Here is a 24,958-nt window from a genome sequence, read left to right as displayed (position 1 = left end):
GTATTTATTGAAATTTATATGTTAAAATTTTGTTTGTATTCCCTGAATAAAAAATAAATGTTCGGAAAAAGGGAAGCTAGTAGCCTTTTTCCGAACAAAGGTATATATTAATTCGTCTATTGTTAAATTAATTTGAAATTACTGCTTCAGCGGCCGGAGTGTCCTTGGCAGCCTTGCTTTTACGGCAATCAGCACAGATACCATAGAGGTTTAAGGAATGGTGCTTGATATCGAAGTTTAACAGATCTCCAATCATGGTTTGGATCTGGTAGACGCGGGGGTCACAAAACTCCACCACCTTGTTACATTCAATGCAAATTACATGGTCATGTTGCTTGTACCCGTAAGATTTCTCGAATTGGGCCATGTTGCGACCGAACTGATGCTTGGTCACTAAATCACAGGATACCAATAACTCTAAGGTGTTGTATACCGTCGCGCGGCTTACCCGATACTTCTTGTTCTTCATATGGATATACAAAGATTCAACATCAAAGTGATCGGAACGGGAGTAGATTTCTTCCAGAATGGCATAGCGTTCTGGGGTTTTTCTCAAGTTTTTATTTTCTAGGTAAGCTTCGAAAATCTTTTTAACAGTTTCGTAGTTTTCGCCCTGTTTCATATTATTCAGCAAGTTTAAGTGTCAAAATTACCAAAATAGTAGCGTAATCGCTAGTACTTATGTCAAACGGCTGTAAGTCTTTAGTTTTCTGACTCGTAGCGCGTGACTACCGTAATGCCTGGGATTTGTTTTAAATGTCGGATGAGGCTTTCCAATTGGTCTACATCGTTCACAAAGACCATGATATCGCCTTCAAAGATCCCTTCGTTACTTGAGATTGACAAGGAACGAATATTAACCTTGAAGTCATGCGAAATAACCGTAGTAATCTTGTTCACGAGGCCTACATCATCAATACCGATGATGCGTAATCCGGTTAAGAAAGCAACCGCGTTGTGCAAGGATGCCCATTTGGCCTTCAAGATTCGGTAGCCATAGTTGGCCATCAGCTTGGACGCGTTCGGGCAACTGGTGCGGTGAATCTTGATGCCATCATTAACGGTCAGGAATCCGAAGATATCATCGCCCGGAATCGGATTGCAACAAGGCGCGAGGGTATAATCTACCTTCTGATAGTCATCCCCAATCAGGATGGTGTCATCCTTTTTGTTGATTTTTTCTACGAGCCCGTTGATATGCGACTGGAACTGATTTTGGTTGGCATCTTCCGATCGTTCGGCAGCAACAAACTCCCGTAGGTTCTTGATGTCGATAGAACCCTTCGCTACATTAAAGAACAGCTCTTGAGAACTTGGGAACTTAAAGTAGTTCGCAATCTTATTGATGTTTTCCGTATTGTAGGTAATCTTTAGCGATTTCAGCTTGCGCTCCAGAATTTCCTTCCCATCTTCAGCAACTTTCCGCTTCTCTTCTTTTAAGGAAGACTTGATCTTCGACTTGGCTTTTGCCGTTACAACAAAGCTTAACCAGTCTTCTTTCGGCGTCTGTTTGCTGGAGGTGATGATCTCGACCTGGTCTCCATTTTGGAGTTCATGGCTTAAAGGCACTAGCTTATGGTTTACCTTCGCCCCGATACAGGTGGCTCCAATGTCGGTATGTATTTCAAAGGCAAAGTCTAAAGCTGTGGCGCCGTTCGGAAGCTGTACCAAGGTTCCTTTCGGGGTGAAGATAAAGATCTCGTCCGAAAAGAGGTTCATCTTGAAGTCGTCCACAAAATCCATCGCATTGGACTCCGGATTACTTAAGATATCACGTACTTTCTGTATCCATTGGTCTAAGCCGTTATCGGAGTTAGACTCTTTATATTTCCAGTGTGCTGCAAATCCCTTTTCGGCAATCTCATTCATGCGCTTGGTACGGATTTGAACTTCCACCCATTGGCCTCTAGGGCCCATTACTGTGGTATGCAAGGATTCATAGCCATTGGCCTTTGGCGAGGATACCCAATCGCGAAGGCGGTCAGGATTCGGACGGTAAAGGTCCGTAACGATGGAATAAACCTTCCAACACTCTGTTTTTTCCTTCTCATCATCGGTGTCGATGATAATACGGATAGCAAATAAATCATAGACTTCCTCAAAAGGAATGGATTTCTTACGCATCTTATTCCAAATGGAATGGATGGATTTCGGGCGTCCAAATACCGAAGCTTTAATGCCTTCCTCTTTCAAGATCTCTTGAATAGGACCTATGAAATCACCAATAAACTTCTCGCGCTCTGCTTTTTTCTCATTCAGCTTCTTCGCGATAAACTTATAGGTGTCCGGATCGGTAAACTTCATGGAAAGATCTTCCAGCTCCGACTTGATTGCGTATAACCCGAGCCTATGCGCCAAAGGTGCATAGAGATAACTGGTTTCCGAGGCAATCTTAAGCTGTTTATGGCGGGCCATAAACTCCATCGTCCGCATATTATGCAAACGGTCGGCAAGCTTAATGAGAATCACACGGACATCATCGGCAAGGGTGAGTAGCATCTTGCGGAAGTTCTCCGCCTGCATTGAACTGTTCGGATCAAAGATCCCGGATATCTTGGTCAGCCCATCGATAATCCGAACTACCTTTTTTCCGAATTGCTCCTCAATTTCCGGAAGGGTAACACTGGTGTCTTCTACCACGTCGTGTAACAAAGCACAGACGATGGAAGTGGTGCCAAGACCAATTTCCTCGGCAGCAATTTGCGCTACAGCAATAGGGTGGTAGATGTATGGTTCGCCGGATTTCCGACGCATATCTTTATGGCTCTCTAATGCTAAGTCAAAAGCCTTACGTATCTGTTGTTTGTCGCCTTTTTGTAATGTTGGTTTGCAAGCTCTTAATAACGCACGGTATCTTTTACGGATTTCCTTATTTTCAGCCTCTATATCGATCACATATTCTTGCATAAAACTCCTGTAAATGACTATGATAATTAAATATTATTTGCTAAATTTATTGGGCATATATTACATTGTGTATGTAAAATGTAATGTATAAATATACACAAAATTATTGTATTTAATCTAGCGGATACATTTTATTAATGAGGCGTGGAAGTATAAATAAGTGGGTTTTATGGATGTTCATGGGCATGCTCTTTCCTGTTCTTAGCAAAGGGCAAGCACTGACGAAACCCCAATATGGAGGAGGGAAAGCGGAGGTCGTTGAACATTATGCGACCACCACGCTAGATAATGGCGAGGTAGTTCCGTGGTTTCCTATTGAGGAAGTCGTAGTAACGGCGGTAAGAACCTGGAAGAGCGAAGAGGAGCGACAGCGCTATTTACGCCTAAAAAGAAATGTGATTCGCGTGTTGCCTTATGCTATCTATGCGCAACGTCGCTATGATCAATTAGATCGCGACCTCGCTGTAGCCAACTCTCGTCGGGAAGAGAAACGGCTCATCAATGAATGTGAACGAGAGATTAAAGAGAAAATAACCTCTGAAGTGAAGAATCTATCTATCTCGCAAGGGAAGATTCTGATAAAACTGATAGAGCGCCAAACCGGAAATACCAGCTACGACCTTGTGAAAGACATGAAAGGCAGCATCTCTGCTTTCGTATACCAAGGTGTAGCAAAGATCTTCGGACATAATTTAAAGAGCACCTACGATCCGCAGGAAGACTTCGAAATTGAGAACATCATCCGGGAATACGAACGTGTTCGACCTATCGCCAACCCTTAATACCTAACGTTATGAAACCTACTGTTTATGATTTTGATGCATTGGAATTTAATGGCCGTAAGAAGTCTCTTAAAGACTTCGAGGGGAAAGTATTGCTGATCGTGAATACGGCCAGTAAATGCTTTTTTACCAAGCAATTTAAAACATTAGAAAACCTGTATCGCAAATACAATAAACTAGGTTTCGAAATCTTAGCATTTCCATCCAACGACTTCCGCAATCAAGAACCTTTGACCGGAAGAACCTTAGAAACCTTCTGCCGCGTGCAGCAACAGGTTTCCTTCCCTGTATTTAAGCGCATTCATGTGGTTGGTGAGTATACCGATCCCCTGTATCGCTATCTTTCCGATGAGTCTATCAATGGGAAAGTAGATTCTTCCCCGCTATGGAATTTCCATAAATACTTAGTCGATCGCAATGGGGAAGTAGTCGATTTCTTCTATTCGATTACCAGTCCAATGTCAAAAAAGGTCCACAGTAAGATCGAAGAATTACTTAGCAAAGCCTCTTAAGTCTTATATTTTGTATTTTTGTACAAAATAAAGATTCAATGAAGTTAGATTTGTTAGTGATGACGGTACATCCCGATGATGCCGAATTAGGCGCAGGGGGTGTTATTGCCAAGTATGTTGCTGAAGGGAAGAAGGTAGGTATTGTCGATTTGACGCAAGGAGAATTAGGAACCCGCGGTACTGCTGAAACCAGAGCTGCTGAAGCTGCTGATGCTGCCAAGATTCTAGGCGTTGCTGTTCGGGAGAATCTAAAACTTAGGGATGGATTTTTCAAGAACGATGAACCTAATCAGGTGGAAGTCATTAAAGCCATTCGTAAATATCAACCAGAAATCGTGATTACCAATGCATGGGATGATCGCCACCCTGATCATGGGCGTGCCAGTAAGTTGGTTAATGATGCTATCTTCTTAGCAGGATTACGTCGCATTGAAACTAGCGTAGACGGGGAACTTCAAGACGTGCATCGTCCGCGCCTCCAACTGCAACTTATTCAAGATAAATATATTCAGCCTGATATTCTCATTGATATCACCGACTTCTGGGACATTAAGGAACGCTCTATCCTGGCTTATACCACCCAATTTAATGCGTCTGAACAAGATAACGAGCCGCAGACCTATATCTCCAACCCCGACTTTATGGCCTCAACTCGCGCACGTGCGCATGAGCTAGGACGCTCCATCCAAGTGAAATACGCGGAAGGATTTACCTCGAGAAGAATACTAGGAGTAGGGGATTTGTTTGATCTCATCTGATTTTAGATATGAGATATGAGATATGAGATGTGAGATATGAGAGCTTGGGGGTAAGATGCTGGTTGTCCAATAATCTTTAGTAGTCTTGCAGATTCTAGTTTTTAAGGTATAGTAATAAAAATCTTTTTCCTCAACGACTAGAAGAAGATAAGCTTCTCGCCATACTCTCATATCTCAAATCTCACATCTCATATCTTAAAACAGAAAACCCAATCAATCGATTGGGTTTTCTGTTTTTTATTGTAAAGCAGATTACTCAGCTACAACTTCGAAAGGGATTTGCACTTTCACTTCTTTGTGTAAGTTCAAGTTTGCAATGTATTCACCTAAAGTTTTAGGTTCAGTTTCGAAAGTGATGCGACGGCGATCTACATCAAATCCTTGCGCTTTAAGGGCGTCAGCGATTTGGATGCTATTTACTTTACCGAAGATTTTACCAGTTTCACCAGCTTTAGCACCGATAGATAATTTAACGGTTTCTAATTTACCAGCTAATTCTGTAGCATCTTTCTTAATTTTTTCTTGTTTAAACTGAGCTTGTTTAATGTTCTCAGCTAACACTTTTTTTGCAGAGGCCGTAGCCATAATTGCAAATCCTTGAGGAATTAAGTAGTTACGGCCGAAACCTGGTTTTACTACTACGATATCGTCTTTCTCTCCAAGGTGCTTAACATCTTGTTTTAATATTACTTCCATTATCGTATCCTCCTTATTTTAATGAATCAGTTACGTAAGGTAGTAATCCGATAATACGCGCACGTTTTACGGCTTGAGCAACTTTACGTTGAAATTTCAATGATGTACCAGTTAAACGACGAGGTAAGATTTTACCTTGGTCATTTACAAACTTTAATAAGAAGTTTGCGTCTTTGTAGTCGATATACTTGATACCGTTCTTTTTGAAACGGCAGTATTTCTTACGGTTGTCCTCTACTTTAGGAGCAGTTACGTATTGGATGTTTTCGTTTGCCATTAGTTTGCTACCTCCTCAGTTTTAGTTTCTGCCTTTTTGTTGAATGCACCGCTACGTTTTTTCTCGTTGTAAGCAAGGGCATGCTTATCTAAAGAGATGGTTAAGAAACGCATCACACGCTCATCACGTTTGTATTCAACCTCTAATTTTTTAATTAATTCACCTGGAGCCTTGAATTCAGTTAAGTGATAAAATCCAGTTGTTTTTTTCTGGATTGGATACGCTAATTTTTTCAAACCCCAATTGTCTTCAGCGACAATTTCGGCTCCGCCTTCTGTTAAGATGTTTTTGAATTTCGCAATAGCTTCTTTCGCAGCATCTTCAGAAAGCAACGGGGTAAGAATGATTACAGATTCGTACTGTTGCATTGTTTGAATAATTATGTTTATTAATACTCCGAGTTATTTTACGGAAGTGCAAAAATAGCAAATAGATTAATAAAATACTAATTATTTGTGAATATTTTAGTTAGCTCTACTTAGCGACAATTTACTGTAGCTGAAAAACTACATTTTAAAGTTAATAGCAGGTCATGCTTGACCCCCCGCGCAATCCTGATGATATTTGCAATACAAATTAACCGTAAAAAAAGAAAAACATTGAGGGCAACGATTCAACGACTACCATTTTGGGTAAAAGTTATATTTTCTATCACTACTGGAGTCATATTGGGCTGTCTATTAGCAGAGGTATTGTATTATATCATTCTGTAAAGGCATCACCATTATCGTTATCTAAAGCAGGGCTTACCGCTTCTTGCTATAAGCAGTTATTCGCTAAAAAAAAAAGCCTCCCAACTAGTTGAGAGGCTTTTTTTCGTTAGGCAAGTTTTGCCAAGGCTTCTTTTATTCTGCGTAATGCTTCTTTCAGGCTTTCGTCTGAAGCAGCATAGGAGAGTCTGATGTAATTGTTATTTCCGAAGGAGTCGCCACCCACGGTTGCCACATGGCCATAGTTCAATAAGAATAAGGCTAGGTCTGCCGAGTTCTTAATTACATTGCCTTCCGGATCTTTCTTTCCAAAGAACGAGCTTATTTCAGGGAAGAAGTAGAAAGCACCTTGCGGAAGGTTTGTTCTTACCCCAGGGATATCATTTAACAGGTCGAATACCAATTGGCGACGACGTGCAAATGCTTCTTTCATTTCCAATACACTTTCTAATCCTTGCTCATACGCGGCAATACCGGCGCGTTGCGAGATGGAACAAGTGCCTGAAGTTGTTTGGCCTTGTAGTTTATCGTTTGCGGCAGCAATTTCCTTGTTTGCGGCAATATAGCCCAAACGCCATCCGGTCATTGCGAAAGCTTTGGAGAAACCGTTAATAATAATCACGCGGTCTTTTACCGAAGGGAATTGCGCAATAGACTCGTGCTGATTGACGAAGTTGATATGCTCATAGATCTCATCAGAGATAATAAAGATGTTCGGGTGTTTTTCAAAAACCTTCACCAAGGCCGCCAATTCCTCTTTAGTGTATACCGAACCGGTCGGGTTACAAGGGGAGGAGAACATGAATACCTTTGATTTATCGGTAATGGCCGCTTCTAATTGTGCTGGCGTAATTTTAAAATCTGAATCAATTTCAGTGTCAATAAATACAGATTTTCCTTCGGCTAAAGTCACCATCTCTGAGTAGGAAACCCAGTAAGGTGTAGGGATGATAACCTCATCACCCGGATTTACCAAGGTTAACAATACGTTAGATAGGGATTGCTTTGCACCGGTAGATACGACGATTTGCGAAATATCGTAATCTAACCCATTCTCATTCTTCAACTTATTCACGATAGCCTGACGCAATTCTGGGTATCCTGGTACCGGCGAGTAGCGGGTAAAATTCTCATCCAGGGCCTTCTTCGCGGCTTCTTTCACATGATCCGGCGTATTGAAATCAGGTTCACCTACGCTTAAACTTATTACATTGATGCCTTTTGCCGCCAATTCGCGACCCAATTTGGTCATCTTTAATGTTGCTGATTCGGATAGTTCATTTATCCGGTTTGATAGAAATGATGCTGTACTCATGATATTGCAAATATATTATATACAAATCATTATTGCTGATAAAAATGTAATAAAATATCCATAAAAATGATACAATTTAAAATCTCCGATTTAAAAGGCTTCCCCATAAATAAAAGCTAGCTTTGTAGCCAAAATTAAATACGTTCTATGAAGTTAAAGTTCGACGGATTTATTGTGGCCCTCATAGGGATGATTCTTTTTGCCTATATCTACCCGGATATTGCGGCATTCCTGGAAGGAAAGTTTTTAAACACATTGATAAGCATCGGGGTAGCCCTTGTTTTCTTCTTTTACGGATTAAAATTAAGTTTTATAGAGATTAAGGATGGCATGAAAAACTGGAAGCTGCATCTTTCCGTGCAGCTGTTCACGTTTGGCCTTTTCCCCTTGCTGGTGTTGGCCTTTCGGCCATTTATCCATACCGAAACCCAGGAGCAATTCTGGTTATCCTTTTATTTTCTAGCCGCCCTGCCTTCCACGGTTACATCTTCGGTGGTCATGGTTTCCATTGCGCGAGGCAATGTGCCGGCAGCCATCTTTAATGCCAGTATATCTGGCTTAGTAGGCGTGGCCATTACCCCGCTATTAATGCACTTCTTTCTAGACGTGCAGGAAATGAATGTCTTTACCGAACTATATATTGGCTTATTGTTCGAGGTCTTATTGCCGGTTATTTTAGGCTTACTTATACAACCCTATTGGGGCAAGTGGGCCCATAAATACGGCACAGCATTATCCCGATTCGACAAAGGCGTGGTGTTAGCCATCGTATATTCCAGCTTTGCGGAGTCCTTTATGAGCGATGTGTTCCATAGCGTGAGCAAATACTATTTAATAGGCCTGTTTATTGGCGTTATACTGTTGTTTTTTACAGTTTACCTCATTATTTACCTGCTGGTTCGTTATGTGCTGAAATTCAATCGGGAAGATCAGATTTCAGGCATCTTCTGCGGCTCTAAAAAATCGCTTACCCATGGTAGTGTGTTCTCTAAGTTTCTATTCGCCAATAACCCGAAATTAGGCCTGTATATTTTACCGTTGATGATCTACCATGCGTTCCAAATCTTTGTAGTCACCATTATTGCGCAGAAAATGGGAAAGCAATATGAGGAAGAGCTGTTGAAAAGAAAATAATATATAGTTAATTTTGAATCTTTAACTTTGGCATGCCAAAACGAAGCGCTATGTCAAGACAGATGAGATTGGTCTTACTTTCCCTGGTTACCGGGATCGTATTAATGTTGATAAAATTCATTGCCTATTTTATCACAGAGTCGAATGCCATCTTCTCTGATGCAGCAGAGAGTATCGTGAATATTGCGGCTTCCGGCTTTGCCTATTACAGCATATACCTGGCTGCCCAACCCAAGGACGAGAATCACCCTTATGGCCACGGTAAGGTAGAGTTTTTCTCCGTATTTGTAGAAGGCGCCCTCATCTTTATTGCCGGTAGTGTCATCCTAATTAAGGCTTTCTACAATATCTTCTTTCCTCAACCCGTAGCGAATGTAGAAGAGGGTATCATCCTGATATTCATCACTTCCCTGATCAACTTTGGGGTAGGATTTTATTTAATGAAGCGGGGTAAGACGCTACGCTCCTTAACCATTGAAGCTGACGGAAAACACCTGCAAGTGGATGCCTACAGTTCGATAGGTTTGATTGCCGGACTCTTTATCATGAAACTGACCAAGTTGCCTTGGATAGATTTAGCCCTATCGATCGTACTGGGTTGTTTTATTCTCTACAACGGCTATAAGCTCTTGCGGAAATCCATCTCTGGTTTAATGGATGAATCGGATCAGGAAGTAGTGGAAGAGGTGGTTCAGATCTTGAATAAAAGTCGCCAACCCGAATGGATAGATGTACACAACCTGCGTGTACAACGTTATGGCCAAGAGATGCATATCGATTGTCATTTAACCCTGCCCAAGTATTATACCTTAACCAAGGTGCACGATAGCATCTCTGAATTTGATACCATTTTAAATCAAAACCTAGATTCGAAGACCGAATTCTTTATCCATGCCGACCCGTGTATGTCTGAATGTTGTCATTATTGCACCGTAAAGAACTGTCCGATCCGTAGTGAAGACTTCCGCAAGCACATTGAATGGACGACGCAGAACGTAACGAAAAACATGAAGCACTTTCGCAAAGCATAGCGATATGTTTTACGTTAGCCTAAAAACCATTCATTATCCCCCTTTAATTCCTTATATTTAGGTTTAATATCTCGAAATGAAGAAATTGCTATGGACCCTGCTTATTCTGGGGTTCTCTTATCCGGTTCTCGCGCAAGATCAAGAAAAGACCGTGTCGAAGCTCATGGATGCCTGGCATGCAGCGGCAGCAAAGGCCGACTTTGAAGGTTATTTTAAGCTGATGGATACTGCTTCGGTGTTTATAGGCACCGATGCCACCGAACGTTGGACGAAACCAGCCTTTATGGCCTATGCCCGCCCACATTTTGCCAAAGGCAAAGCTTGGAGCTTTACCGCTTTGGAACGAAATATCATTTTTTCAGCCGATGGGAAAACCGCCTGGCTGGATGAATTGTTAGATACACAGATGAAGCTGTGCCGAGGAGCTGCTGTTTTGGAACTGCAGCAAGGACGATGGTTGATCAAACAGTATGTTTTATCAATGTGTGTGCCCAATGAGGTGTCGTCTGAAGTCATTCGGCTCAAATCAGCGTTAGAAAATAAAGTTATAGATTCAATTAAGGAAAAGGAGTGAACATATGCTAGTAAATCATGAAGTAAATGGCAATAAAGGAGCCTTTGTTGCTGTGGAAGACGGAAAGAAAATAGGGGAGATGACCTATTCTGCTGCCGGCCCTGGCAAAATAATAATAGATCATACCGAAGTAGACGAGCAGGAAAAAGGGAAGGGGATTGGCCATGTGTTATTGATGAAGGCCGTGGAATATGCCCGTGATAACCAAGTTAAAATTATGCCCTTATGTCCTTTTGCGAAAGCGTCCTTCGATCGGGATGTAACGATTCGCGATGTCTTGTTTTAATCAGCGCTTACTATGAGGTTAAATGTTGTTGTTATAGGCGGAACCGGAGCTACCGGCCGTGAATTAGTGCGTCAATTGCTCGCCCATCCGCAGGTAGAAACGGTCAGCGTCTTAGTGCGTCGTCCCTATTTCGAGGCCCATCCGAAATTGATAGAGGTGCAAGTCGATTTCGACCGCTTAATTGATTATAGTGCCCATATCAAAGGCGATATAGCCTATTCTACCTTAGGCACCACCATCAAAGATGCAGGCAGTAAAACGGAGCAATGGCGGATAGATCACGATATTCCGCTCACCTTTGCAGCCATCGCCAAGGAGCATGGCATCCCCAGCTTTGTGCTGCTATCGGCTGCCGGCGCAGATACCGATTCCCGAATCTTTTATTCTCAAATGAAAGGCCAGCTAGAGAAGGATATCATCGCGCTTGAATTCCCCAATTTAAGCATTCTACAACCCGGTATTATCGATCGCCCAGGCACCGAACGGCGTGGCGAGAAAATAGCCTTGAAAACTATACGGTTTATCAACGCCATGGGGGCATTAAAAGGGTTGGCACCAATCCGTACAGCTGATTTAGCTAAAGCCATGGTTGATGTTTCCATTCCTATGTTAAAATCAGGTAAACAGGTCTATACATCTAAGCAATTGTTGCGTGGCGTTTTAAATGCTTGAAAATCCCTTTTTCAAGCGCATTAACCCTAGTTTTTAATCGGATACTGCCATCGATTTTTCGGAAAACCTTTTAATTTCTGGAAGTATGGCGTTTTTGTTATCATTTTATTATCTTTAGGCGAATTTTAAAAAAACAAGGATTTACCATGCTTGTTTTTCAATTTTTTACGCAAAACAATATCATTTCAATAGAAAACTATGTCATCTAAAATTATTTACACAAAGACAGATGAAGCGCCATTATTGGCTACGTATTCATTTCTACCCATTGTTCAAGCATTCGCAAAACCTGCGAATATTGAAATCGAATTAAGAGACATTTCATTAGCCGGACGTATCTTGGCTACCTTTAACGAATATTTACCGGCTGACCAAAAGACTGCTGATGCATTAGCAGAATTAGGCCAGTTGGCAACACAACCGGAAGCCAATATTATTAAGCTTCCTAATATTTCGGCCTCCATTCCGCAATTAAAAGCTGCCATTGCCGAACTTCAAAAAGCAGGATATGCCCTTCCTAATTACCCAGATGCTCCGGCAAATGCTGAGGAAGAGAAAATTAAAGCTGCCTATGCCAAGGTATTAGGTTCTGCTGTAAACCCGGTTTTACGTGAAGGAAACTCCGATCGTCGTGCACCGAAAGCGGTTAAAAACTATGCTAAAGCAAACCCTCACCGTATGGGCGCTTGGGCTAAAGACAGCAAAACCAAGGTTACTTCTATGCAGGATGGCGATTTCTACAGCAGCGAGCAATCGGTAACTGTAGCTGCAGATTCGCAATTTAAAATTGAATTTGTAGGCGCTGATGGCGCAGTAAAAGAATTGAAAGGCTTAGCCAACTTAAAAGCAGGTGAAGTTATCGACTCATCGGTATTGAATGTGGCTAAATTAAAAGCCTTCGTAGCTGATGCCATTGCTGAAGCGAAAGCTGCTGGCGTATTGCTATCTGCACACTTGAAAGCAACGATGATGAAGGTTTCTGACCCTATTATCTTCGGTGCTATTGTTGAAGTTTACTTTAAAGATGTATTCGCGAAATACGGTGCATTATTTACTGAATTAGGCATCAACAAAAATAATGGTTTAGGTGAGGTTTATGCAAAAATTGCTGGCCATGCTCAAGAAGCCGAAGTTAAAGCAGCCATTGAAGCAGCAATTGCTAATGGTCCTGATTTAGCGATGGTTAACTCCGACAAAGGAATCACCAACTTACACGTTCCTTCCGATGTTATTGTAGATGCTTCTATGCCTGCTATGATTCGTATCGGTGGTAAAATGTGGGATAAAAACGGAGCCGAGCAAGACACTCTTGCCCTTATTCCAGATCGCTCGTACGCTGGTGTTTATGAAGCCGTAATCGACGATTGTAAAGCAAATGGCGCTTACGATCCTACTACCATGGGCTCTGTGCCTAACGTAGGTTTAATGGCGCAAAAAGCAGAGGAATACGGTTCACACGATAAAACATTCCAAGCAGCAGCAAACGGTGTTATCCGCGTTGTAGATGCAAACGGTACCCCGTTAATGGAGCAAAAAGTGGAAGCAGGCGATATCTTCCGCATGTGCCAAACCAAAGATGCACCTATTCAAGACTGGGTTAAATTAGCCGTAAACCGTGCTCGTCTTTCCAATACACCTGCGGTATTCTGGTTAGATGAAAACCGTGCACACGATAGAGAGATCATTAAAAAGGTAAATGCTTATTTACCAAACTACGATACTAACGGATTAGATATCCGTATCCTTTCGCCAATCGAAGCGACTAAATTCTCTTTAGAACGCATCCGCAAAGGTGAAGATACCATCTCCGTAACTGGAAACGTATTACGTGACTACTTAACCGACTTATTCCCAATCTTGGAATTAGGAACTTCCGCGAAAATGTTATCTATCGTTCCTTTAATGAATGGTGGTGGCTTATTTGAAACCGGAGCCGGTGGTTCTGCTCCGAAACACGTCGAGCAGTTCTTGGAAGAAGGCTACTTACGTTGGGATTCATTAGGTGAGTTCTTAGCATTACAAGCTTCTTTCGAACACTTGGCTCAAACGCAAGATAATCCGAAAGCGCAGATCCTAGCAGACGCCTTAGACGAAGCAAACGCGAAGTTCTTAGCTAACGATAAATCGCCAGCACGTAAAGTAGGCCAAATCGATAACCGCGGTTCTCATTTCTACTTAGCTTTATATTGGGCAGAAGCCTTAGCCGCACAAAGCAAAGACGCTGAATTAGCAAAAGCATTCGCTGGCCTAGCAGAAGAGCTAGCAAACAACGAAGCTAAAATCAACGAAGAGCTTATTGCAGCGCAAGGAAAAGCACAAAACATCAATGGATATTACTTCCCTAATGATGAATTGGCAGCACAAGCGATGCGCCCTTCTGCAACCTTAAACGCAGCGATTGATAAGTTTTAAGACTTAGGTATTTTAATATATAACACGCCCAGGAAGTGATATTTCTGGGCGTTTTGTTTTTAGATATGAGATGTGAGATTTGAGATATGAGAGCGGGGGGGGTAAGCTTTATTATCAAACTATGGCACGATATGCTAGTAAACTGCGGCACGCTGTGTTTATCGTTGCGGCAAGTATTGTCATCCTGAGCGGAGTCGAAGGACTGGTACGTCATTGCAATCCCTCATGCATAACTAGTTTACTAACAAGTATTAAATAAGTTTGATATGTATTAATGATTGTATTGACGTACCAGTCGTTCGTGGTTCGACTCCGCTCACCATGACAGCAAGAAAACAGCAAGATGACAGCAAGATGTCAGCACGGGGCCACATCTAAATACTAACTACTCCATACTAAATACTACTCTCCCCCCTTTCACTTCCCTTGCTCACCCGTATCAATCCCCTTTGCAAAGGGCTGTACAAGGGGAGAACTAGGCGACAAAAACGGAACAGCAAAAAACTAGATTAATAGCATATAGGCATATGCTATATCAAGGCTATAAAGTATTTGCGATTGATTTTCAGACTTAGTATATTTAGCCTATACACTTATAAACCCGTTCTAATGAATAGTAAATCAACCTCCAGACGTCATTTTTTACAGCATTCTCTTTTAGGAGCTGCAGCGGTTCTTACGGCGCCAACCTTATTAAGTCATACTTCAGCTGCTTTTGAGCAATCTACACAGCCTAAGCAGGATAGATTAAAGCTCGGCATTGCCGGCTATAGCTTTGTGCATTTTAAGTTGGATGAATCGCTGGCCATGATGAAACGGATGGATGTTCGCTATTTATGCATTAAAGATTTTCATTTGCCTTTTGCCAGCAGCGATGCTGAAATTGCGGCTTTTCATAAAAAATTAGCCGATGCCAATGTGAAGGGTTATGCCGTGGGGCCAATTTATACTAAAACGACGCAAGATATTGATAAGGCTTTTGACTATGCCAAGCGTGTAGGGGTAGACCTGATTGTCGGTATTCCGGAGATTAAGGATCTTCCTTACGTATCCCAAAAATGTAAGGAAACCAATATTCGCTATGCCATCCATAATCACGGGCCGGAAGATAAAATCTACCCGAATGCGACGGTGATTTGGAATCAGATTAAAAATTTGGATAAGCATGTGGGCATGTGCTTTGACATGGGACACAACATGCGCGATGGGCAAGATCCGTTAAAAGATTTACTACGCTATAAGGATCGTATTTTTGACCTGCACCTTAAAAATGTGACCTCCGCGACCGCCGAAGGTAAAACCTGCGAATTGGGTAGGGGTGTTATCGATATTCCTGCCTTTGTGAAAGGACTGCTGAAAATTAAGTATACCGGTTCCTGTAGTTTGGAATTCGAAAAAGATATGAAAGACCCTTTAGCGGGACTCGCCGAATCGGTGGGTTATTTTAGAGGAGTTTTAAGCGCCGTTTAAGGAAGCGACGATTCCTGCAATTTCTTGATTTTTTTTCGGTAAATTTATATCATAAGCCTATGATATGAAACTAACCGTGCTCATCTGCCTGTGTTTCCTCAGCTTTTCAGCTGTGGGGCAATCTAATTTTTATTGGAAGGGGAAGAAACATGAGATTCGGTTTGAGTTGATGGGGAATGTGATCATTATCCCGGTAAAGGTCAATGGTGTTCCTTTAGCTTTTCTGTTGGATACCGGTGTGAAGGAAACCATTTTGTTTGCCAGCCCGCAGGACTCGGTGCCCTTATCGAATGTGCATAGGGTAAAATTCTCGGGCATAGGTATTGAGGATGGGGTAGAAGGCGTGATGGCCATTGGCAATGATTTGGTAATTGATGACAACCTGCGCGACTCCATTCATAACCTCTATGTGATTGATGGCGATGAGCTCGATATTTCCAGCCATATCGGGATGCCAGTAAACGGTATCTTGGGCAGTCGATTCTTTCAGGATTTTATGGTACAGATCGATTACGAGAAAACGAGAATCCTACTTCATGATCCCATCGATTATCCTAAAAAGCTTACGCGTCGCTTCCGGCAGATCCCCATTAGCATCGAGCGCGACCGGCCCTATACTGAAGTCGAGATTCAACTCGATAAAAATCGGAGCCTGCCCGCGAAAATGCTGATTGACCTAGGGAATTCCGATGGATTGCTATTATTTCCCTTTCGAATCGATTCTTTTACCGTTCGTGAGCCTAGTGTTTACGAGTTTATAGGTCGGGGATTTAATGGGGAGATCTTTGGCAAGCGTAATCGAATTGCCGGTTTGAATTGGGCGGGCTTTCAAATAAATCAACCTATTGTTTCTTATCCAGATTCCAATGCGGTGCATGCGGCACGCTTAGCGGAAGATCGCATCGGATCCATTGGCAATCAGGTGATGCGGCATTTTCATGTACTTTTTAATTACGTGACCGAGGAAATATACCTTAAACCAAACCGCAGTTTTGGGAAACCCTTTCAGTTTAACATGAGTGGGATGGATTTGAAGCATGATGGTTTGGTGTGGGAGCAGCTGTTGGTGCCCACCAATATCAGTCAGCAACCTAAAAACGATCCGAATGCCGGCATTGAAGTGTGGCAGGAAAAAAGCTACAGCTATAAATTTCAGCTCCTTCCGCGCTATGTGGTGGCGGGTGTTCGGCGAAATTCTCCGGCAGAAATTGCCGGGGTGAAAAAGGGCGATGTCTTATTGAAACTGAACGGTCGGAATTTGCGGCAGATGAAGTTGAAGGGGATTTTAGATAAGCTTCAACATAAGGATGGGGATTTAATAAAACTTCATTTGGAGCGCGATGGCGTCCCTTTACAATTGGAGTTTCGATTAAGAGATCCGATTCCTTATCGGACATAAAAAAACCGGGATAATTCCCGGTTTCTATTATTCGTAAACAACACCCATGTTACTGAACTTATCGATGCGTTCGGCCACTAAGGTCTCTTTATCTTTTGCGCCAAGGATGGCCAAGTCGGCCAATATCTTCGCTTTTACATTTAATGCAGTTGTTTCTGGGTCTTGGTGTGCACCACCCATAGGCTCTTCAATAATACCATCGATTAAGCCGTTGCCTAACATGTCTTCTGCGGTAAGCTTCAAGGCTTCAGCAGCACGTTCTTTATGGTCCCAACTTCTCCAAAGGATGGAAGAACAAGATTCTGGGGAGATTACCGAATACCAGGTGTTTTGTAACATGTAAACCCGGTCGCCAATACCAATACCCAATGCACCACCTGAAGCACCTTCACCAATAACAATACAAATAACAGGGACTTTCAATACCGACATTTCAAGCAAGTTACGCGCAATGGCTTCGCCTTGTCCGCGTTCCTCAGCTTCAAGTCCTGGATAAGCACCCATCGTATCGATTAACGTAACAACAGGTTTGTTGAATTTCTCGGCCATTTTCATCAAGCGTAACGCTTTACGATAGCCTTCCGGGTTGGCCATTCCGAAGTTACGGAATTGGCGTTCTTTGGTGTTTTTCCCTTTTTGATGACCGATTACCATAACCGATTGGCCATTAATGGAGGCGAAGCCACCCACAATTGCTTTATCATCTTTTACGGTACGGTCGCCGTGTAATTCGATAAAATCGTCACAGATCAGGTCGATATAGTCAAAAGTTTGTGGTCTATCCGGATGACGTGACATCTGTACTTTTTGCCAGCCTGTCATGTTATTGTACACCTCAACCTTGGTTTGTTCTAGTTTTTCTTCCAGTTCGCGGATTGTTGCGCCCATATCTACTTTGGTTTTTTCTTCTACTTGTTTCACCTTTTCGATTTGAGTTTGCAAGTCAGCGATCGGCTTTTCAAAATCAAATGTTGTTTCCATCATAAACTATTTGCTGCCTTCATAGGCGAAGCTAAGTTAATTGTTTTTTAAGAAAATATAAAACCTAAATTGTCTGCTCGTGGTCGGGGCTAGCTTTGAATTATATTTTGTTATTGATAATGAGGGGTATACAGGATGATGCTAAGCTGGGGTTTTGTGCAATTGTTAAAAATTGATAACTTCAACAGCATGATTGCAAAGGCTACGGATAGCAAATTAAAATTCCCCTATATCTTTTTAATAAAAGTATTGCTGGTTATTGGCTTGTTTTACATCAAGAATAACCATGTGGAATTGATCCAGAGTTCAACCTTAAGGCCTCAGATTTTTGAAGGTTTGTTTACCTTTTTAATCCCCAGCATTATCCTATCGATGATTCGTTTCTTCGTGGTCACGATTTATAACGCCCGCCATAAACAGCGTTTGATTCGCGGAAACTTCGTGATTGGGGTCAGTCGATTAACAGCAGTGCTGAATGCGGTTTTTGCTATTATTGCCATTATGATTGCCTTTGGCATCAACCCGAAAGATTTTATTACCAGCTTAACCATTGTGGCGATGGCCATTGCGGTGCTGTTTCGGGATTATATTACCAACATGATTTCCGGCCTTATTATTATGTTCTCGGAACAATTGAATGTGGGTGATCGGATTAAAGTAGGTGAGCATCGTGGGCGCATCGTGGATATTACCTTTGCCAACTTGGTGTTACAAGATGAGGAAGATGATATTATTATGGTGCCGAACAATTTGGTGTTTACGGCTACTTTTATGAACCTCTCGGCGCATCAATCCTCCTTGTTTACGGTTCGTTTTGAATTGCCCTTGCAGGCTTCCCTACATGTGGAGGAACTGGAAGAAACCTTGCGTGTAAGCTTAACCACCCATCCTAATTTGAGTAATGATCCGGAAGACTTTCAGCTACGGATTATGGAAGTGGGGAAAGATTTTGTTCGCTATAAAATTGATCTACACGCCATTAGCAACAGCAACCGCATGCATAAAAAGCTGGAAAACGAAATATTGAGAGAGGTACTCAAGTTTGAAAGGCAATACCTTAAATCTTCCTAACCTTTACGCGTTTTACAAAATGATGCGATCCCTTCTTTAAGATCAGGTCGGCACGATAGCGTGTGGGCAGGATGTTTTCGTGGAGGTTTGGTCGGTTGATTTCATTCCAGATCCGCGTGGCCATCGCAATACTTTCCTCTTCATCCATATTCGCATAGCGATGGAAGTATGATTTTTCATTTTGGAAAGCCGTGGCCCGTAAAGACTCGAAGCGATCGATATACCAAGCTACGATATTGCGTTCATCGGCATCTACATAGATGGAATAATCGAAGAAATCGGATACGAAGACCCCATTCTTTCTGGAATTGACCTGCAACACATTGATGCCCTCCACGATAAGGATATCGGGTTGGGCAATGGTAATTTTATCCTGCGGTAATACATCGTATTCCAAATGGGAATAAATGGGAACCGTGAGGGATGATTTACCGGATTTTACGTCCGACAGGAACTGCAAGAGCTCTTTGGTGTTATAGCTTTCGGGAAATCCTTTGCGGTTTAAGATATCGCGACGGATTAACTCTTTATTAGGATACAGAAAACCGTCGGTCGTTACGAGCTCTACGGTCGGTTTATTGGGCAATAGGGATAGGACTTTGCGCAATACGCGTGCGGTTGTACTTTTTCCTACAGCTACGGAACCTGCAATACCGATGATAAAAGGTAGTTTTCGGTTATTGCGACGGAAGAAGGCATTGCTTTTTGTATGTACATCTCGGAAGCCATTAATGTGAACATCCAATAGATGAGCCAAGGGGATATAGATATCCTCAATCTCTTCCATGGTTAGGGGCTCGTTTAGGGCATGTAGACTACCAAGATCTTCCTCGGTAAGCATATTGCTTAACTGGCCATTTAACCTTTTCCATTCTTCACGCGTAAAGTTTTGGAACGGACTGGTAAAGGTATGTTCGCTAATAAAAGGCATAACCGTTTCTGTATTTGTGAGCGCAAATATACAATCTTCTGTTAATTCCTAGTTAATTTGTATCAATTACATTACTTTCTATAACGATGGGGTTCTGCAATATTTTCTGTATCGGACATTTATCGGCAATGATATAGAGGCGTTTAATCTGATCTTCATCCAAATTCCCCTCAAAAGAGATGTGGCATTTAATATAGGTCGTTTGTTGTAGGTCGCTCTTTACCGATTCGCTGCTAAGTTGGATATTGATTTTCTTTACGTCCCAATTCTTCCGGTTGGCATACATGCGCATGGTAATGACCTTACAAGAGCCTACCGAGGCCAGCAAGAGTTGATTGGGTGTTAAGCCTTTGTTTTGTCCGCCGAGTTCTTCGGGTTCATCCGCCAGGATCGAAAGATCGCCGTAGGCTACTTTGGTTATATAATTTTCTTCTTCAATTGTGACTTGAACTTCGTTCGCCATAGATATGTTGTTATTCTAATAATCCTTTAATAATCAAAGTGCCTGTTGCCGGGTTGGTGGCCAAGGGCACGTTCCATAGGTCGCAGATGCGCATCAGCATTTGGATATCGGGTTCGTGCGGATGTTTGCCTAGCGGATCGCGGAAGAAAATAATGCCTGATATTTTTCCTTCGGCGGCCATGGCGGCAATTTGGGCATCACCTCCTTTGGGTCCGCTGAGCTTAAGCTCGACGTCTAATCCGGTTTGTTGAATATAGGAGCCTGTGGTTCCGGTGGCTACCAGGTGTGCTTTTGCTAATTCATCTTGATGGTCTTTTACAAAGGCCACCATTTCTGCTTTTTTACCGTCGTGTGCAATTAATGCAATTGTTTTTGCCATAAATAATAGCTTGTGTTCGTATGATTAATATACAATCGTAAGTTAATAAAAATATTAAGAGGATGGAAAAGCTAGACGGAAATTATGCCTCCTTATAATTTTTCCTTCAGGTATTGCCATACGGAGTTTTCCTTTTTTTCCTCGCGTTTGTTTTTATCGCGAATTAAATCCATAGCGAGGGCATCGAGGAGTTCCTCGTTTTCGCTGATTAACTTATCGGCCAGGGAAACGAGCTTTTGGATATTTCCCGGCGAGGCTGCATCGAGGGATGGCTCGATGGAGGAGAGGTTGGCGGGCTCTAAGCGGATGTAATTGGCCTGCTTTTTCACCGATCGGAATAATTGGCGCAGGAAGTAATCGTTGGACTCGGAGGAGCCGCTAGACATGATATCCACCAAGGCGGGACCTATGGATATGGCTTTTTTCTTTTTGAAATCGTCGTAGTTGTACGCGTTCTTGGCCAATCCGGTTCCTAAGGACAGGATATGTACATCTTCGATATTGAAGGTTTGGAAGGTTTTGAGCACTTCCAGCAGGGCACATATCGAAGGATTGTGCGCAAATACGCCGCCATCGAGTAGGGGATACCTCGTTCCGGCCAGGGAGAAAATCTGCGCCACAGAAAAATAGGTGGGCGCTGCTGTGGTAGCTCGGCAAACATCCCGAACTAGGAAATCGCGCGATGGGCCATGTGAAATAGCTTTTTGCTGTCGGAAAAGGTGGTTTTTACGGAGCTCGATGTTATAGGCGGTCATCAAGCATGGTTTTATGAGCTGGCTGAGCTTTAAATCGCCGAGGTAACCTTGGAGTACCTTTTCTAAAATCGTTTCGTCGTAGAGCTCGGAAAGCAGTCCAAACTCACTGAGGAACCTGCGCCAGCTACTGGTGGTGAATATTTCGGTGCCATGGTGCAGGTAGATATCCAAGGCCTGCTGCGCGGAATATTTGGGTCTGTTGTTGTTCTCCGGGTCGGGGCACAGGAGTAAGGCGATGAGGATACCGCCGGTACTGGTGCCTGCGAAGAATTCGAAATAATCGGATAGATAACAGTTTTGATTTTGGCTTTGGCGTCTTATTTTTTCCTCTAACGCGACTAAAACCATCCCGGGGATAATGCCACGGATGCCACCTCCGTCAATTGATAGAATTCTTTTCATGCTGCCCAATGCTTAAAATGAGGGAGTTATAATTTATATGAAATTATTTTCATTTTTAATGAGGATGAAGTTACGAAAAATTATATATTTGCACCCACATTCTCAGGAGAGGTGTCAGAGTGGTCGAATGAGCAGACCTGGAAAGTCTGTATACGGGATGACTGTATCGAGGGTTCGAATCCCTCCCTCTCCGCAAAAGAAAAAAGGGGTTTATTTCACAAAATAAGCTCCTTTTCTATTTAAAGCCATTTTGCCTATACCTAATTTGCTAATAATATTAATGTTTTGCTAGCACCCTAATTGTTTACATAAGTTTGCAGTTTAAAAGACTATATATAAAAATTACGAAATTGAAGATATCGATAGGTGGCTTGAGGGGTAGGGTAAAGTTTATGTGTTTCAGACAATAAACGGAATAATTATAAAGGAATTCGTTAAGATTGAAGATGATTGCATACATTTAAAGTTACAGGATGAGGATTACAACCTTGTTAGCCGATATGAAGCGTGTATGTCAGTGTGAAACGGTAAATAAGAATTAAGCCAATATTATGAAATTTTTACTGTCAATTGTGTTTTTTATCAGCGTGTTTGATTCTTTCGAACAAAAGAAAATATACCAGTGGAGACCTCCTGATGCAGTGTTCTCAATTAGAGAGGATGTTAACTTAGGTGATACTGTTTATTTATATGTGGTAGATAGGTCCATAAAACCAAAAAAGATTGTTACCAATACTGATTTCAAAGAGATAAAGAGTTTCATTGAAAGTTCCGTTGCTAGATCCTTCCCAAAAAGTAATTTTTTAATTTTAGACAGCACATACAATAATGCGACCCATAGGTTAATTAGAATATCAATAGTTTCGTATCATGCTGGATTCGGAACTGAAATAAGTACAGGTATTGGAAGTGTTGGAGGGAGTTTAAGCACTATGGTTTTTCCAAGTGGAAAATGGAATGCATTGACATCTTTAAACTGTGAAACTATTGATAATGGAACTAAGGAATCTAAAGAATTAACGTCTATAGTTTCTAAAGACAACCTCTGGGGGCATTCCACATCCAGAAGAGCATTAGAGGAAAGTTACAATAGTGCTATGAATCAGTTGCTTATGTTTATAGAGCTATCTTTTAGTAATTAAATTAACATATAAACCTATTATTATGAGAAAGTATTTTTTATTTCTATGGGTAATCTTATTGATATCATCATGTAGGGTTCATACCACTGAAAACTATTATACGGTTACTATAACCGAAGATGCTAATATTTATTTTAAAAATGACTTAAACTCTAACAGCATAGATTTAGTAAAGTCTGGCGAGCCTATTTATATGATTTTAGACAAATCTAGTAAAGGCTTTAGAAAAGTTAACTATAAAGGTAAAGTAGGGTATGTATATAGACCTTCTTTTAAGGCTTACAACAAATCTGATTATCGAAATTCTTCTGGTTCAGTTATCCTTCAAGACTCCTTAAAAAATGAACCAATAAGAACATATACTGCCCCTGCTTCTGGCGGTACTGTTCATGTAAAAGGGTATTATCGTAAGAATGGAACTTATGTTAGACCACATACTAGAAGTGCTCCTCGAAGACGATAAGAGGGCACCCAAAGCTTTATTAGAACCAATTGTTTTCAATTATGATACAAAGCAAAAATCAAAGTAGGGCAAATGTGTTTTCAAAACGATCAGGCTCATAAATTAGTAGAGAATTTGTAGATATTGGAACCATAGACAATAAGTTATGGAAAAGTTTATCTAAGAATATGGATTAAATGCTAAATCAGGAAGAAAGAGCCTTAAGAATTTTTGTAATTATTGAAAAAATGGAAATTGATAAGGATTTAAAGAATATTTTAAGTTAAAAAATATATTACTACATTTTAAAAAAATTAAAGCAATTTGCTTTTTGCTTTTTGAAACTCTGACTCCGAGAGAATTCCTTTTTCTTTTAACTGATGGAGTTTTTCAATTTCTGAAGATAAAACCTTCGAATTATCTTCATAGTTGTTATCAAGCTCTGCTTCTGAATAATATCCAACCTTGATTCTTGTAAAATTATACCTTCTATTAAAATTGAGGTCGCTCATAAATAAGAAACAAAAAAAGTCAATAATTGAGAAAAATAAAGGGATGAATGTCCAACAAAATAATAAATAGAATAATCCAATCCAGGTTTCTCCTAAGTAAAATCTATGAATTCCAATTCCTCCTAACAATAGTGCTAAAATAACTGCTGTTGACCTGCTTTTCATAATCAGATTATTTGGTTGAGCCAATTTAGTAATTTATTTTAAAGTTTTCAGGAAAAAGCTGTATTGGTTGAATACTAAGCTTTTATAAAGATTATCAAAAAAGTCAGGTAACGATTTGGTAACGGTGCTTATTGCTTTGCTTTTCAATGTGTTTCCGTTAGCTCGTAGCAAATATACAAATTATATAATAAAAGAATCACAGTATAAGAACATACCTCATAGATTATGAGATTCAATGTTCGCCGATTACATCTGCTATCTTGTAACCATCACCTAAATGTACAACCAGTATTTTACTTGGACATTTTGACTGAAATGTTTCGTCTTTTAAGATAACATCAAACAAAAATCCTTTTTCTGTCGTAGAAATAAGGTCACATTTTTCGAATTCTATTTTATCCCAGTCTTGCCCGGAAATCAGAAAACCTGTGCCTATACCTGCTTTCGATGTGTCGAATTTATTTTTCCATTTTTCGTGAAACTGTGTTTCGGTCAGGCTCCCATCTATCTCCAAATCTACGTTGGTAGCATCGGTTTTGTATTCGTAGTATTCTGCTGTTGTCATTTTTTGCATAAAACTATCAAGCGAGCCGAGTTCTTCTGTCGCAAAATAGTTAGTGCTATTTTTCACAAGCCATTCTCGTGCTTCATTTGCAATATCATCATTTTGTGTTGTAGTTTCTGTGTCGGCAACTTCTGATTTTGCATTCCTTTTTTCTTGTTCTGTACAGGCAAAAATTAAAAATAAGAGACCTGCTGCTACTGTTTTTCTTACCATAT

General features: G+C 41.2%; 27 protein-coding genes and 1 tRNA gene. 15 read left to right on the top strand and 13 right to left on the bottom strand.

Going from position 1 to position 24,958, the window contains the following annotated elements:
- Positions 1–127: 127 nt before the first annotated feature.
- On the bottom strand, positions 128–622 hold the full coding sequence (locus GQF63_RS02795; RefSeq protein WP_160367595.1) for a Fur family transcriptional regulator: 495 nt from the start codon (positions 620–622) through the stop codon (positions 128–130).
- Between the two features lie 80 nt (positions 623–702).
- A complete protein-coding gene (locus tag GQF63_RS02790; RefSeq protein WP_160367594.1) occupies positions 703–2,907 on the bottom strand; it encodes a RelA/SpoT family protein in 2,205 nt (734 codons plus the stop codon).
- A gap of 137 nt (positions 2,908–3,044) precedes the next feature.
- On the opposite strand from GQF63_RS02790, the gene GQF63_RS02785 reads away from it, so the two are divergent.
- Genes GQF63_RS02785 through bshB1 form a run of 3 tightly spaced genes read left to right on the top strand, consistent with a single transcriptional unit; the run spans position 3,045 to position 4,959 of the window.
- Positions 3,045–3,689 carry a DUF4294 domain-containing protein gene (locus GQF63_RS02785; RefSeq protein WP_160367593.1) on the top strand — a complete coding sequence of 215 codons (645 nt, stop codon included), beginning with the start codon at positions 3,045–3,047 and terminating at the stop codon, positions 3,687–3,689.
- A gap of 11 nt (positions 3,690–3,700) precedes the next feature.
- On the top strand, positions 3,701–4,201 hold the full coding sequence (locus GQF63_RS02780; protein WP_160367592.1) for a glutathione peroxidase: 501 nt from the start codon (positions 3,701–3,703) through the stop codon (positions 4,199–4,201).
- A 38-nt stretch (positions 4,202–4,239) separates the two neighbouring features.
- Complete coding sequence (gene bshB1, locus GQF63_RS02775) at positions 4,240–4,959, top strand: bacillithiol biosynthesis deacetylase BshB1 (protein WP_160367591.1); 720 nt, start codon at positions 4,240–4,242, stop codon at positions 4,957–4,959.
- 252 nt (positions 4,960–5,211) lie between these two features.
- Here the strand turns inward: bshB1 and rplI are convergent, their stop codons facing one another.
- The 4 genes from rplI to GQF63_RS02755 form a co-directional block, all read right to left on the bottom strand.
- A complete protein-coding gene (rplI, locus tag GQF63_RS02770) occupies positions 5,212–5,655 on the bottom strand; it encodes a 50S ribosomal protein L9 (RefSeq protein WP_160367590.1) in 444 nt (147 codons plus the stop codon).
- A gap of 13 nt (positions 5,656–5,668) precedes the next feature.
- The gene (gene rpsR, locus GQF63_RS02765; protein WP_103906215.1) at positions 5,669–5,932 is read right to left on the bottom strand and encodes a 30S ribosomal protein S18; all 264 of its coding nucleotides are present in this window, start codon (positions 5,930–5,932) and stop codon (positions 5,669–5,671) included.
- Positions 5,932–6,300, bottom strand: coding sequence for a 30S ribosomal protein S6 (rpsF, locus tag GQF63_RS02760; protein ID WP_160367589.1), 369 nt, complete (start codon positions 6,298–6,300; stop codon positions 5,932–5,934). Before rpsF ends, rpsR begins: the two co-directional genes overlap by 1 nt.
- 451 nt (positions 6,301–6,751) lie before the next feature.
- Positions 6,752–7,957 (bottom strand): pyridoxal phosphate-dependent aminotransferase, encoded by a 1,206-nt coding sequence (locus GQF63_RS02755; RefSeq protein WP_246163254.1) that lies wholly within the window; start codon positions 7,955–7,957, stop codon positions 6,752–6,754.
- 147 nt (positions 7,958–8,104) lie between these two features.
- On the opposite strand from GQF63_RS02755, the gene GQF63_RS02750 reads away from it, so the two are divergent.
- The 8 genes from GQF63_RS02750 to GQF63_RS02715 all read left to right on the top strand — a co-directional run bounded on the left by GQF63_RS02750 (position 8,105) and on the right by GQF63_RS02715 (position 16,935).
- Positions 8,105–9,091, top strand: coding sequence for a bile acid:sodium symporter family protein (locus GQF63_RS02750; protein WP_160367588.1), 987 nt, complete (start codon positions 8,105–8,107; stop codon positions 9,089–9,091).
- A gap of 50 nt (positions 9,092–9,141) precedes the next feature.
- Positions 9,142–10,122, top strand: coding sequence for a cation diffusion facilitator family transporter (locus GQF63_RS02745; RefSeq protein WP_160367587.1), 981 nt, complete (start codon positions 9,142–9,144; stop codon positions 10,120–10,122).
- 151 nt (positions 10,123–10,273) lie between these two features.
- Positions 10,274–10,696: a nuclear transport factor 2 family protein gene (locus GQF63_RS02740; RefSeq protein ID WP_212592448.1), complete on the top strand. Its 423-nt coding sequence runs from the start codon at positions 10,274–10,276 to the stop codon at positions 10,694–10,696.
- Positions 10,697–10,700: 4 nt separating this feature from the next.
- On the top strand, positions 10,701–10,982 hold the full coding sequence (locus tag GQF63_RS02735) for a GNAT family N-acetyltransferase (RefSeq protein ID WP_160367585.1): 282 nt from the start codon (positions 10,701–10,703) through the stop codon (positions 10,980–10,982).
- A gap of 12 nt (positions 10,983–10,994) precedes the next feature.
- Complete coding sequence (locus tag GQF63_RS02730; protein ID WP_160367584.1) at positions 10,995–11,654, top strand: NAD(P)H-binding protein; 660 nt, start codon at positions 10,995–10,997, stop codon at positions 11,652–11,654.
- Between the two features lie 198 nt (positions 11,655–11,852).
- Positions 11,853–14,066: an NADP-dependent isocitrate dehydrogenase gene (locus tag GQF63_RS02725; RefSeq protein WP_160367583.1), complete on the top strand. Its 2,214-nt coding sequence runs from the start codon at positions 11,853–11,855 to the stop codon at positions 14,064–14,066.
- Positions 14,067–14,675: 609 nt separating this feature from the next.
- On the top strand, positions 14,676–15,536 hold the full coding sequence (locus GQF63_RS02720) for a sugar phosphate isomerase/epimerase family protein (protein WP_160367582.1): 861 nt from the start codon (positions 14,676–14,678) through the stop codon (positions 15,534–15,536).
- 64 nt (positions 15,537–15,600) lie between these two features.
- A complete protein-coding gene (locus tag GQF63_RS02715; protein ID WP_160367581.1) occupies positions 15,601–16,935 on the top strand; it encodes a PDZ domain-containing protein in 1,335 nt (444 codons plus the stop codon).
- Between the two features lie 27 nt (positions 16,936–16,962).
- Here GQF63_RS02715 and GQF63_RS02710 read toward each other — a convergent pair whose 3' ends face one another.
- A complete protein-coding gene (locus GQF63_RS02710; RefSeq protein ID WP_160367860.1) occupies positions 16,963–17,916 on the bottom strand; it encodes an acetyl-CoA carboxylase carboxyltransferase subunit alpha in 954 nt (317 codons plus the stop codon).
- A 135-nt stretch (positions 17,917–18,051) separates the two neighbouring features.
- Between GQF63_RS02710 and GQF63_RS02705 the strand changes: the two genes are divergently transcribed.
- Entirely contained in the window at positions 18,052–18,987 is a 936-nt protein-coding gene (locus tag GQF63_RS02705) for a mechanosensitive ion channel family protein (RefSeq protein WP_160367580.1), read from the top strand.
- On the opposite strand, the gene coaA is transcribed toward GQF63_RS02705, so the two are convergent.
- The 4 genes from coaA to GQF63_RS02685 form a co-directional block, all read right to left on the bottom strand.
- Positions 18,974–19,918, bottom strand: coding sequence for a type I pantothenate kinase (coaA, locus tag GQF63_RS02700; protein WP_160367579.1), 945 nt, complete (start codon positions 19,916–19,918; stop codon positions 18,974–18,976). The genes GQF63_RS02705 and coaA overlap by 14 nt on opposite strands.
- A gap of 52 nt (positions 19,919–19,970) precedes the next feature.
- Positions 19,971–20,381 carry an OsmC family protein gene (locus GQF63_RS02695; RefSeq protein WP_160367578.1) on the bottom strand — a complete coding sequence of 137 codons (411 nt, stop codon included), beginning with the start codon at positions 20,379–20,381 and terminating at the stop codon, positions 19,971–19,973.
- Positions 20,382–20,391: 10 nt separating this feature from the next.
- Complete coding sequence (locus tag GQF63_RS02690; protein WP_160367577.1) at positions 20,392–20,760, bottom strand: methylglyoxal synthase; 369 nt, start codon at positions 20,758–20,760, stop codon at positions 20,392–20,394.
- Positions 20,761–20,852: 92 nt separating this feature from the next.
- Complete coding sequence (locus GQF63_RS02685; RefSeq protein ID WP_160367576.1) at positions 20,853–21,917, bottom strand: patatin-like phospholipase family protein; 1,065 nt, start codon at positions 21,915–21,917, stop codon at positions 20,853–20,855.
- A 105-nt stretch (positions 21,918–22,022) separates the two neighbouring features.
- Here GQF63_RS02685 and GQF63_RS02680 point away from each other — a divergent pair.
- The 3 genes from GQF63_RS02680 to GQF63_RS19565 all read left to right on the top strand — a co-directional run bounded on the left by GQF63_RS02680 (position 22,023) and on the right by GQF63_RS19565 (position 23,522).
- A tRNA-Ser gene (locus tag GQF63_RS02680) sits at positions 22,023–22,110 on the top strand.
- Between the two features lie 358 nt (positions 22,111–22,468).
- The gene (locus GQF63_RS02675) at positions 22,469–23,059 is read left to right on the top strand and encodes a hypothetical protein (RefSeq protein ID WP_160367575.1); all 591 of its coding nucleotides are present in this window, start codon (positions 22,469–22,471) and stop codon (positions 23,057–23,059) included.
- Positions 23,060–23,081: 22 nt separating this feature from the next.
- Complete coding sequence (locus tag GQF63_RS19565; RefSeq protein WP_170292223.1) at positions 23,082–23,522, top strand: hypothetical protein; 441 nt, start codon at positions 23,082–23,084, stop codon at positions 23,520–23,522.
- A gap of 293 nt (positions 23,523–23,815) precedes the next feature.
- Here GQF63_RS19565 and GQF63_RS02670 read toward each other — a convergent pair whose 3' ends face one another.
- Both GQF63_RS02670 and GQF63_RS02665 read right to left on the bottom strand, forming a co-directional pair.
- Positions 23,816–24,178 carry an NINE protein gene (locus GQF63_RS02670; protein ID WP_160367574.1) on the bottom strand — a complete coding sequence of 121 codons (363 nt, stop codon included), beginning with the start codon at positions 24,176–24,178 and terminating at the stop codon, positions 23,816–23,818.
- Positions 24,179–24,410: 232 nt separating this feature from the next.
- Positions 24,411–24,956: a hypothetical protein gene (locus GQF63_RS02665; RefSeq protein ID WP_160367573.1), complete on the bottom strand. Its 546-nt coding sequence runs from the start codon at positions 24,954–24,956 to the stop codon at positions 24,411–24,413.
- Positions 24,957–24,958 lie beyond the last annotated feature (2 nt).

This window comes from Sphingobacterium humi (assembly GCF_009768885.1).
In the GTDB taxonomy this organism is placed as follows: domain Bacteria; phylum Bacteroidota; class Bacteroidia; order Sphingobacteriales; family Sphingobacteriaceae; genus Sphingobacterium; species Sphingobacterium humi.
Note: the sequence above shows the minus strand (reverse complement) of the source record. Positions and strands in the feature narration are given on the sequence as shown.

Excerpts from the sequence above, each read along its gene's own strand:
- bshB1 (WP_160367591.1), top strand. The coding sequence starts at position 4,240 with ATGAAGTTAGATTTGTTAGTGATGACGGTACATCCCGATGATGCCGAA.
- GQF63_RS02790 (WP_160367594.1), bottom strand. The coding sequence starts at position 2,907 with ATGCAAGAATATGTGATCGATATAGAGGCTGAAAATAAGGAAATCCGT.
- GQF63_RS02690 (WP_160367577.1), bottom strand. The coding sequence starts at position 20,760 with ATGGCAAAAACAATTGCATTAATTGCACACGACGGTAAAAAAGCAGAA.
- rpsF (WP_160367589.1), bottom strand. The coding sequence starts at position 6,300 with ATGCAACAGTACGAATCTGTAATCATTCTTACCCCGTTGCTTTCTGAA.
- GQF63_RS02705 (WP_160367580.1), top strand. The coding sequence starts at position 18,052 with ATGATGCTAAGCTGGGGTTTTGTGCAATTGTTAAAAATTGATAACTTC.
- GQF63_RS02670 (WP_160367574.1), bottom strand. The coding sequence starts at position 24,178 with ATGAAAAGCAGGTCAACAGCAGTTATTTTAGCACTATTGTTAGGAGGA.
- GQF63_RS02725 (WP_160367583.1), top strand. The coding sequence starts at position 11,853 with ATGTCATCTAAAATTATTTACACAAAGACAGATGAAGCGCCATTATTG.
- GQF63_RS02715 (WP_160367581.1), top strand. The coding sequence starts at position 15,601 with ATGAAACTAACCGTGCTCATCTGCCTGTGTTTCCTCAGCTTTTCAGCT.
- GQF63_RS02755 (WP_246163254.1), bottom strand. The coding sequence starts at position 7,957 with ATGAGTACAGCATCATTTCTATCAAACCGGATAAATGAACTATCCGAA.
- coaA (WP_160367579.1), bottom strand. The coding sequence starts at position 19,918 with ATGCCTTTTATTAGCGAACATACCTTTACCAGTCCGTTCCAAAACTTT.
- GQF63_RS02795 (WP_160367595.1), bottom strand. The coding sequence starts at position 622 with ATGAAACAGGGCGAAAACTACGAAACTGTTAAAAAGATTTTCGAAGCT.
- GQF63_RS02665 (WP_160367573.1), bottom strand. The coding sequence starts at position 24,956 with ATGGTAAGAAAAACAGTAGCAGCAGGTCTCTTATTTTTAATTTTTGCC.
- GQF63_RS02735 (WP_160367585.1), top strand. The coding sequence starts at position 10,701 with ATGCTAGTAAATCATGAAGTAAATGGCAATAAAGGAGCCTTTGTTGCT.
- GQF63_RS02785 (WP_160367593.1), top strand. The coding sequence starts at position 3,045 with ATGAGGCGTGGAAGTATAAATAAGTGGGTTTTATGGATGTTCATGGGC.
- GQF63_RS02710 (WP_160367860.1), bottom strand. The coding sequence starts at position 17,916 with ATGGAAACAACATTTGATTTTGAAAAGCCGATCGCTGACTTGCAAACT.
- GQF63_RS02685 (WP_160367576.1), bottom strand. The coding sequence starts at position 21,917 with ATGAAAAGAATTCTATCAATTGACGGAGGTGGCATCCGTGGCATTATC.
- rplI (WP_160367590.1), bottom strand. The coding sequence starts at position 5,655 with ATGGAAGTAATATTAAAACAAGATGTTAAGCACCTTGGAGAGAAAGAC.
- GQF63_RS02745 (WP_160367587.1), top strand. The coding sequence starts at position 9,142 with ATGTCAAGACAGATGAGATTGGTCTTACTTTCCCTGGTTACCGGGATC.
- GQF63_RS02675 (WP_160367575.1), top strand. The coding sequence starts at position 22,469 with ATGAAATTTTTACTGTCAATTGTGTTTTTTATCAGCGTGTTTGATTCT.
- GQF63_RS02750 (WP_160367588.1), top strand. The coding sequence starts at position 8,105 with ATGAAGTTAAAGTTCGACGGATTTATTGTGGCCCTCATAGGGATGATT.
- GQF63_RS02695 (WP_160367578.1), bottom strand. The coding sequence starts at position 20,381 with ATGGCGAACGAAGTTCAAGTCACAATTGAAGAAGAAAATTATATAACC.
- rpsR (WP_103906215.1), bottom strand. The coding sequence starts at position 5,932 with ATGGCAAACGAAAACATCCAATACGTAACTGCTCCTAAAGTAGAGGAC.
- GQF63_RS02780 (WP_160367592.1), top strand. The coding sequence starts at position 3,701 with ATGAAACCTACTGTTTATGATTTTGATGCATTGGAATTTAATGGCCGT.
- GQF63_RS02720 (WP_160367582.1), top strand. The coding sequence starts at position 14,676 with ATGAATAGTAAATCAACCTCCAGACGTCATTTTTTACAGCATTCTCTT.
- GQF63_RS19565 (WP_170292223.1), top strand. The coding sequence starts at position 23,082 with ATGAGAAAGTATTTTTTATTTCTATGGGTAATCTTATTGATATCATCA.
- GQF63_RS02730 (WP_160367584.1), top strand. The coding sequence starts at position 10,995 with ATGAGGTTAAATGTTGTTGTTATAGGCGGAACCGGAGCTACCGGCCGT.